Raw genomic sequence first — 9131 nt, forward strand, 5'->3', positions numbered from 1 at the left:
TTTCTATGTCGTCCCCATTAGCCGAGGCGAACCAGCAGGCGAACCAGCCCTTCCTGCAAGCTCACCGTCGAATGGATGGCCTGCGCCTGCACACCAAATTGCGCATTCGTCAGCACGTCCTGCGCCTTGCCCAGGCCCATGCCGGCCAGCGTGCCGTCCGCACCATAGTGGTAGGCCAGGTCRCCGCCCAGKGCYTCGCTGTCACTGCCCGCCAGGTGGAACTGCGTGAGCCCGTTGCTCAGTGCCCAGCTGCTCAGCCCMGGSGTGGCCGTGCGCGCSGCRTCRAAGGCRCCGACCARGCCCTGGAAGTCGAAGGTTTGGATCTTCTTGTTGAGCAAGGGGTCGCTGGAGTTCGCATCAAATGCGCTCATCGCTTCAGCCACCATCTGCAGGTTCAGCACGCCTTGCCTGTAGTAGGCGGCATACCAGTTGCTGAAGATCAATTGGTCGGCGGCGCTGACATTCAAGACCAGGTCGTCGCCGTTCTTTTGCAGGCTCAGGTTGGCATAGTCCAGGCCGGCTCCGCCCAGACTGACGGTGTCCTGCGGGCCGTCTGAGCCGTCGGTCTCYACCSTATCCTGGCCGTCGCCGAGGTTGAAGGCGATCAGGTCGGCGCCGCCGCCTGTCTTGAGGAGGTCATCGCCTGYCCCGCCGATGAAGAAGTCGCCGCCGATATTGCCGAGCAGCTCATCGTTGCCGGAGCCCGCGTTGTAATAGTTGCCCCCCTGGGTGTCGTACAGCAGGTCGTTGCCGCTACCGCCTTCGAGGGCGTCGAAGCCATTTCCGCCGTAGAGGCTGTCATTGCCGCCATAGCCGCGCAGGATGTTGGTCTGGGTAACACTCACCAGGATGTCATCACCCTCGGCGCCGACGTAGTCGTGCGTGGCGGCCAGCACCGTCTGGTCCCAGACCGTGCCGTCGGCGAACTCGACCCGCTCGACCACGCGCGCGTCGTTAAAGAACCAGCTCACCAAGGTGATGCGGTCGCCYGTKCCKKYGATGTTCAGGTACAGGTTCTGCGAGTCTCGGCTGAGGCTGACGTCGCTGGCCAGYACRGTGCCATCAAAGCGCACGGTGTCCACGTTGCCCACGGTCTCGTCGAAGTCGAGKATGGTGTCGYTGCCGTCTCCCCGGCTATACAGGTAGACGTCGTTGCCTTCGGCGCCGTAGAGTTGATCGGTGCCTTGCAGGCCTTGCAAGGTGTCGTTRCCGAAGCCGCCWGAGAGGTAATCGTCGCCGCTCGTGCCCACCACGGTCATGGTGATGGGRGTTGCCGTGCTGGCCAGGGTTTGCTGGTCCCAGACGGTGCCGTCGGCGAACTGGACCTGCTCGATCTTGAACTGCTCGCCGTCRAACCAGTTCCTGAGCTTGATGCGGTCAGTGCCGCCGGAGATGTTCAGGTACAGGTTGTGCAGGTCKCGGGTGACGGTGACGTCGCCGGCCAGCACGCTGGCGTCGAAGCGGACGGTGTCGATGTTGCCTGCGGTGGCATCCTGGTCGTATATCTCGTCCGAGCCGTCTCCGCGGCTGTACAGGTACACGTCGTTGCCGCCTGCCAYGTCGATRAAGTAGTCGTAACCACCTTCGCCRTCGAAGCTGTTGTTGGCTGCACTTCCGGTAAAGATATCCGTACCTTCGGAGCCGACGTAAGCGGCTGCGGCGGCCAGCACCGCCTGGTCCCAGACGGTTCCGTCGGCAAACTGAACGCGCTCGACCTGGCGCGCATCTCCAGAGAACCAGCCGCCCAAGGTGATGCGCTCGCCCGTTCCCGCGATGTTGAGGTACAGGTGCGTCTGGTCGCGGCTGAGGCTGACGTCGCCGGCCAGCACGGTGCCGTCAAAGCGCACGGTGTCCACATTGCCGGCGGTCTCGTCGTAGTCCAGGATGGTGTCGCTGCCATCTCCCAGGCTGTACAGGTAGACGTCGTTACCCCCCATTCCGTGAAACTCGTCGTCCCCGGCCTGCCCATCAAACACGTCTGCTGCGCTTGTGCCGCCTAACATGTCGTCTCCGGCTGTGCCCAGGATTGTGGGGGTGGTCGCCGTTGGGACAACTGCTGCCTCCAAGGCCTGCCGGTCCCACACGGTGCCGTCGGCGAACTCAACGCGTTCGATGCCTTTCCCGGCAGCCAGGTCCCAGTCAATCAGAACCTGGTCCGACGCGCTGATGGTCAATACCAGCTGCGTTGCCGTACGGGAAACCGTCACGTCGCCGGCTGCGATCCCTGCCTGCATGAAGAGCGTGTCCACATTGCCGGCTGTGGTGTCGAGGTCGGAAATCGTGTCCCGGCCATACCCCAGCCCGTAGACGTAACTGTCGTTATTCAGTCCACCCACCAGCATGTCATCGCCGGTTCCACCGTCCAGCGTATCGGAACCGTCACCCCCTTCAAGATAGTCGTTTCCTTCCATTCCATACATAGCGTTGCCGCTGCTGCCGGCCACGATGTGATCGGCCAATCCCCAGCCGTACAAGTTAGAGCCGCCCAGCCAGCTGCGCTCCGTCAACAAAAAGCTGAAAGACTGATCCTCGATATTCCAGATCGTGCCGTCCGCAAAGACCAGCCGCTCAATGGTGTAGTAGTACTCGTCCAGCGCATAGAACTGTTGGGTAATGTTGATGGTCTCGCCAGTGGCGGTAATCGTCAGGACGGCGTCACCGCCGTTGTATCGGATGCCCGAAACGTCTCCTGGGTTCAAAGCGCTTAGCTCCAGCGTGTCAAGCGCACCTCCGCCAAAGTCATAAATCAAGTCGTTCCCCTGCCCCAGGCCCCAAACAAAGGTGTCGTCGCCGCGGCCTCCCGTCAGGCTGTCATTGCCCAGGCCTCCGATCAAGCGGTCATCGCCCTGATTGCCCCGCAGGCTGTCATTGCCATCACCCCCCTCAAGCAAGTCATTTCCGCCGCCGCCACTCAGTTGGTCGTTACCGCCGCCTCCGGTCAAATGGTCATCGCCGTCAAACCCGGTGATGTCGTCATCCGCCCCGGTGGGCACCAGCGTCATGAGTTTGAGCGTGTTGATACCCCACTCCACCCCATTGGAGAACACGATCGTCTCAATGGCTCCGTCGTAGTCCGATCCAAAGAATGCCCCTACCACGAGCTCTTCACCCGAATCGATTACCTTCAGCTTCAGGTTGCCTGATGAGTCTTTGCTGACCGCGATATCCGTGTCCAGAAGATTAGTCAGCATCAGGACATCGCGGCCACCTTGTTCCACCAGCACATCGCTGCCAAAACCACGGCCCCACTTGTACGTATCGTTACCGAGGCCGCCATAAGCTACATCATTGCCCGTGCCGCCGTCCAGGACGTCATCAAAGACGCTGCCCACCAGGGTATCGTTGCCGCCCTGGCCATTCAGGGAGCTGGCCTGGTTGAAAGCGATGAGCTCGTTGTCATACTCATTACCCTGGAATTGCTGACCGTTGGCGAGCAATTGAGCTAGCGTGGTTGTTTGTGCACCTGCCGTGATGACAAAACGGTCAAGGAAGGCCTCGACATCCGCACCGATGGTTTGGATGCTGATGGAGTCTTGCCCGACGGGCGTCATGAAAAGGACGACCTTGCGGTTGTCAACCGGCCCGGACAATCCAATTCTCAGCAAGGAAATATCGGCATTCGCGTCAAGCGCCAAGTTGAGCGCGGTGGCTTCGGCTTCAGCGGCGCCAGCCCCCATGATGATCAGGTCATTGCCGTCGCCCTCATGGAATTCCAGTGTGTTGTCGGCAGACTCGAAGCGGATGACGTCGTTGCCTTGGCCTGCGGAAACAACATTGCCGCTTCCCATGACAACGATATCGTCCCAGCCGGTTCCCGTTACCACCTCTTGCGGTGGGCCTGTCACTGTCACCTGGCGCGAAGTAGGGCTGGCTCGCAGCAGGTCTTTGGCGCTATAGCTTGCCCCATTCACGGAAACCGATGCCAGTGAACCGTCCAGCCAACCCGCACCACAGTAAATAACCAGCCCTCCAATGGTCAATATCCCCCCGCCCTGAAACGTCAGTTCAGGCTTGCTGCCTGCCAGGGCGTTGAAAATCTCAATAGTGCTGCCAGCTCGCGAGTAATCGTCAAGGCTGATAACGGTCGCCAAGGCCGCATCGATTCGGTAGCTGTTTTTGCCAGAAATGTCGGTCAGCTAGTCAGCACCTTCACCACCATCCAGATAGTCATCACCGGAGTCCGCACTTGATAACTGGCCTTCCACGTCATCACCGAACAGCCAATCTTCGCCAATGCCGCCGAGCAGCGTGTCGCGGTTACCCCCACCCACCAACACGTCGTTACCGCTACCACCGTCCAGATAATCCTCGCCATAGAAACCAAGGGCATTCAGACCGGCCTTGCTGTAAGAGATACCCGTCCAACGGTCAACCGTGGCACCCAGTGTTGCCGTATTCAACACGGTGGCTTCATCGCCCCAAAGATAGTCGTTGTCTTCCTCGCCAAAGATGTAATCGTCCCCGCTATAGCCGGCGACAAAGTCGACGCCTGAGCCCGCCAGGACAATATCGCTACCGCCTCCGGTGTTAACCACATCGTCGCCCGCGCCGGCATACACCACGTCATTGCCGTAATAGCGATTGGTATTGAAAGTTCTTGTCTGGTCGTTTAGCGGATCAGTGCTGCTGACGCCATACCAGCTCGGCAATTTTGTGGATTGGCCGCTGGTTGCAACCATCTCGGTTCCCGATGGAAAGTACGCGTCCCATCCTTCGATCGGTACATTCGACTGGTTAAGCACCGAGATGGCATCCAGGTCGTAGCTACCCAGAGGGTCCATGTAGTCATACACAGTTCCACCTCCTGTCGAGCCAAAATTGCCGCTCGCAGAAACGTAGTCGAAGTAGCTGGTATTTCCCAAGTAACCCAATGTGGGCGCATTGGGCATCAAGTCCCATGTTTGGCCCGTCTTGATATGGAAGCTGTAAAGCGCCACTTTTCCCAGCATGCTGTGGGTAGTTGACGTTGGGCTGCCCCCGGAAGTGTTTTGCCCAATCCTGTGGGCACCGGCGCGGCTATCGCCGATATCGCCATCGCTCAAAATAATGTCGTTGCCACTTCCGCCCACGATGACATCGTTGCCGTCGCCGCCAAACAGGGTGTCGTTCAAGGAACTGCCAATCAACGTGTCATTGCCGGCCCCTCCATCGAGCGCAACCGCCTCACTATAGGGATGCAGGGCGGCCCAGGACGAACCCAGCTCCGCATCCGTCGGGACGTTGGTATAACCCAGCGAATTACTGACTGCATCCGCTACTGTCTGGGTGGTTACGGCATAAAGATGGTCATCCCCATCCAGGCCATACAAGACTTGTGAGCGCGGCGCAAAGTTCGGGTTTGTGTTAACCACGCTTCCACCCTCAATAATGTCACCGTATTTGCTACCGGCCACGTACTGAGACCCCTGCATGCCAAACACGCCACCTTTCAAAGCGACGGCACCCGAGACCGCAGGCGACGCGGATATTACGTTTCCGTTGGGATCATTCACTTCTGAGTAGGCTGCTCGACCTTCACTTGTGGAGAGGTCAAATACAGGCATGACCGGTGCTACAACCGGTGCCGCCGCTGCCGGGGCGTGAATGCGGAGCGCCAGATCGGCATAGTTCTGGATGACCACAGAACTGTTCAGGCCTGCAGCGCCGCCACCACTGATCCTGAGTTCCTTTTTAACCTTGTCCCACAGGTAAGTGATGACTGCATCAGGCTGGCTCGTATCTTCCCAGATAGCCTGAGCGGCGGTGTCTGAGACAAGCGTACCGCTACCGTCAAGTGTTCGGCCGGCAAATTCAATCTTGCCTTGTCCATCGCTGTCCAGCACGGTGTCGCGGTTACCGCCAGCGCTGAAAATATAGGTATCGAAGCCTGCGCCGCCGACCAGGGTATCAGTGCCCTCACCTCCGACGAGGGTGTCGTCGCCAGCGTTGCCTTCGAGGTAGTCTGCTCCACCCTTGCCGTCGATGACGTCGTTGCCACCTCCACCGTATATATGGTCATCCTTTTCCTCGCCCGAGAGCTCGTCGGCATCACTTCCTGCAAAAATGATCCGTTTTGCCTTAAGTATGGCTTGTGGGCCAGCGTTGGTATTGGCAAGACTGAACAGGGTTGAGGTCTCGGCATCGCTRTAGGCGACGGCCTGAGAAACAGTTGGGCTACGAAGTTTCTCAAGATTATTGGTGTTACGAAAGGCGACCCATCTGAGCATATCTGCCCGRTCGGMATACCAGTYCGTTGTGAAGGTGCTGAGGCCTGCGGCTTTYTGMGATGGTGACAGTTGCGCATCGGCTTCCCAMGACTGCGCYAAGCTTTCGTTGGCCTGCTTGAGTTTGGCAATCGCGGTGGCATCRGTGGTTTGGAGGACAAAAGGACTCAGCGCGTTGARGGCAAGAAAGCTTGCAAAATTAGTCTGCGCATCAGTCACCTGGCTAATRGGAACRATGGTGGCTTTTCCAAGCAGCGCTTGATATGTTGAGGTGTCCGTAATCGCCTTAAGCTTTTCATAAAACTTGGTTCTTCCGCTATAGCCAACTGGATCGTCGAGCATTGCCCAAGTGTTGCCATTCGGACTACCTTGAAGTCTGGCACTGCCTTTCCAGCCCAGACCCAACATATCAGCCAAAGCGTTGACGACTTTCTCCAGTGAGCCCCCGTCAGCCTTACCTTGGTTGTTGGTACCGACATCTGAAGTGAGGCCAGTTTCCACTTTGTCGCTGCTAGCGGCGTTGAAGATACTTTTAAGAGTGGCGAAATCCAGACCTGAAGATATTTTCATCAACATGCTTTGCACGTTCAGACTGTCAACAAGCAATACCAGACTATGTGTGTCGCCAAAATCGTTTTGACTGAAATCGGGAACGAGCAATTTGAAATCCGCGGCCAATGCCCCAACGCCAGAAGCAGTAAGTACCGAGCTGGGCACCTGACCACGGAGCAAAGGTTGGTCCTCTATCCATATCGGCGTAGCTGCGCCATAGTGARTTTGCGAATTGGCTACACCCGACGGCGATGTATCGCCGTACAAATCGTACAAATTAGTAATGCGGTCTGACGCAATTTCTCTTCCTGAGTAAGCTACGACACCACCAAAATCAAAGATAGTTCGGGTACTACTGGTTGCCTCGCTGGCCTTAAGCACCGCCAACTGGTAGTCCAGCCCAACAGCATTTATTTTTGAAGTCGTAACCGGCCGGGCTGGAACATCCGGACTGTTGCCGTTTGGAATACCCGCATTGACTCGCTCGACCTCACCAGCGACATCGGATATTCGCCGTAGGGCTGTTTGCAGTAGCAAAAGCTCTTGTCTCGCGATGCCGTTGGTGGCTTGTAAAGGCAGGGTAAGCTGATAAAGAGCAGACTCGGCGCTTGCCTTAGTAGCTTGACTAGCCCCAGCTTGAAAGACATCCTTGAATTGGTTATACAAAGATTGCGCTTGTGATGAAGTAAATAAATCCGCATTGGCACCAGTAGCGCGTCGTTGCGAAAAAATTCCCATAACGCTACCCAGCGTCCCGGTAAAGGTACCGACTCCTGCACCGTTGATGGTGTAGGTATTGACAATGGGATTGGGAGTGCCGTCCTCACGCAGCTCCTCTCTGCGCAAAATGCTAAAGGCCGTGGCGAGATGTCCGCCTAAGCTATAGCCGGTAACACTGAAGTTGTTGTCTCCCAACTTGGTCGAATCGGCCTTGAGCGTGGCGTACCAAGCCTCCATGTCCGCGATCTGTCCGAAAGCCCACCCTTTCTCCTTGATCTCCAGCGTGTTTGTTGCTTCGCCATCTCGAACTGCATCGTCGGCGAACTCCGTAGAGCGAAAGCTCAACACGTACTCATTCGTGATGGCATTTTTAAAGAGCGTTCCGCTAAAACCGGTTTCTGTATTGCTTTTATGCTCTACGACGGTCCATTTCTCTTCATCCAAGAACTGTTTGGCTTGGGTTGCAGTAAACCTGCTGGAACGATTATTTCCACTGATTAAGCTGGCCTCCGTCATTGACCCAGCGCCAGTAGTCAATCCAGCGTCGTCCATAGGTAACACCCCAAATAAAGACTCAGCCGCCATCTGCAGGTTGACGTATTTCAGATAAGTTGTGATTTCAGTGGACATGTCTATTCACTTCGCTTAGGTTTTAGGACTTGCTCGACAAACGATCTGATGTGACCGGAAGATCCTCCGTAGCCTGTCAATGGACACTGTTTGGCGAAACCCCATGGTGATCTTTCACCGTAGGTATCGCCAAAACCGGGATCGAACGAGTACCGTACGAATTCACCAAGTAGCTCGCCATTTTTCTGGTCGACTACCGTCACATGTCCACCGGCAATCCAGCTCTCTCGCCCCTGCTGGTCTTCAATACTTTCGTAAGCAATGATGTATCGAGAGAAAGCATCTGAAACTTGCTCTTTTTTTCCGTAGGCTTTCAAAGGGTCGCTCCCGTAAACATATTGGGACTCAGCAAGGAGCTTGTATCGAAAATGCTTACCTTGCTCGTCTACGTCTACATAGGAATAACCTTTGAGCCCCCCGCGCGCCCAGCCGAGTTCTCGGGCTTGAAGACCTGATCTCGGTTTATGGAAATACAAGAATTCCATGATGTACTGGTTTCCTCCCGATTCACCGGGAAAACCAGCACCAGGCCAATCACGATTGGCTCTATCAACGTTCGAGATATTCGACCGGGGATTCAACAGGCGGACTCCCTCGACGTTCTCTATCGTTTTGTATATCTTCTCTCCCGCTGTCTCGCAGCGTTTGTCAAACAAGGCCTGCGCCTTCGCCAAACGTGCACGATAGGCATCTCCTGCTTCTTTTTCCTTTGCATATTCCTGGTAGCTCCGAATCGGCAGTATGGACGCCAGGCCCAGAACGACTAGGATGGCTACTGTCTTCGTCGATTTCTCCTTTATCAACAATAGCGCCAATAGAATCACGATCAACACGATGATCAGATAGCCCCAACCAATTGCGCTGAGGAGGTATTGCGTTAGCCAGTAATCACGCATTTCTTCTCCCTGAAAGCGCAAGCAAACGCGCAGGACATTTCCCCTTCATCGCTCCCTCCCCGACTCCTGCACCGTCTCTGCACAGGCGACAGCAAATACTCGAGCACCGTCCGCTCGCCCTGATTGATCC

The 9131-nt window shown here is 56.5% G+C and carries 3 protein-coding genes; all 3 read right to left on the reverse strand.

The window, feature by feature from the left end:
• Positions 1–17 precede the first annotated feature (17 nt).
• Genes AC1D0P_RS21575 through AC1D0P_RS21585 form a run of 3 tightly spaced genes read right to left on the reverse strand, consistent with a single transcriptional unit; the run spans position 18 to position 9001 of the window.
• Positions 18–4091 carry a calcium-binding protein gene (locus AC1D0P_RS21575; RefSeq protein ID WP_477678622.1) on the reverse strand — a complete coding sequence of 1358 codons (4074 nt, stop codon included), beginning with the start codon at positions 4089–4091 and terminating at the stop codon, positions 18–20.
• A 45-nt stretch (positions 4092–4136) separates the two neighbouring features.
• The gene (locus AC1D0P_RS21580) at positions 4137–8105 is read right to left on the reverse strand and encodes a hypothetical protein (RefSeq protein ID WP_477678623.1); all 3969 of its coding nucleotides are present in this window, start codon (positions 8103–8105) and stop codon (positions 4137–4139) included.
• Positions 8106–8107: 2 nt separating this feature from the next.
• Positions 8108–9001, reverse strand: coding sequence for a hypothetical protein (locus AC1D0P_RS21585; protein ID WP_477678624.1), 894 nt, complete (start codon positions 8999–9001; stop codon positions 8108–8110).
• Between the last annotated feature and the right edge of the window lie 130 nt (positions 9002–9131).

The sequence above is a fragment of the Polaromonas sp. P1_G2 genome (genome assembly GCF_056405515.1).

Coding starts and splice junctions, on each gene's coding strand:
- AC1D0P_RS21585 (WP_477678624.1), bottom strand. CDS start 9,001: ATGCGTGATTACTGGCTAACGCAATACCTCCTCAGCGCAATTGGTTGG.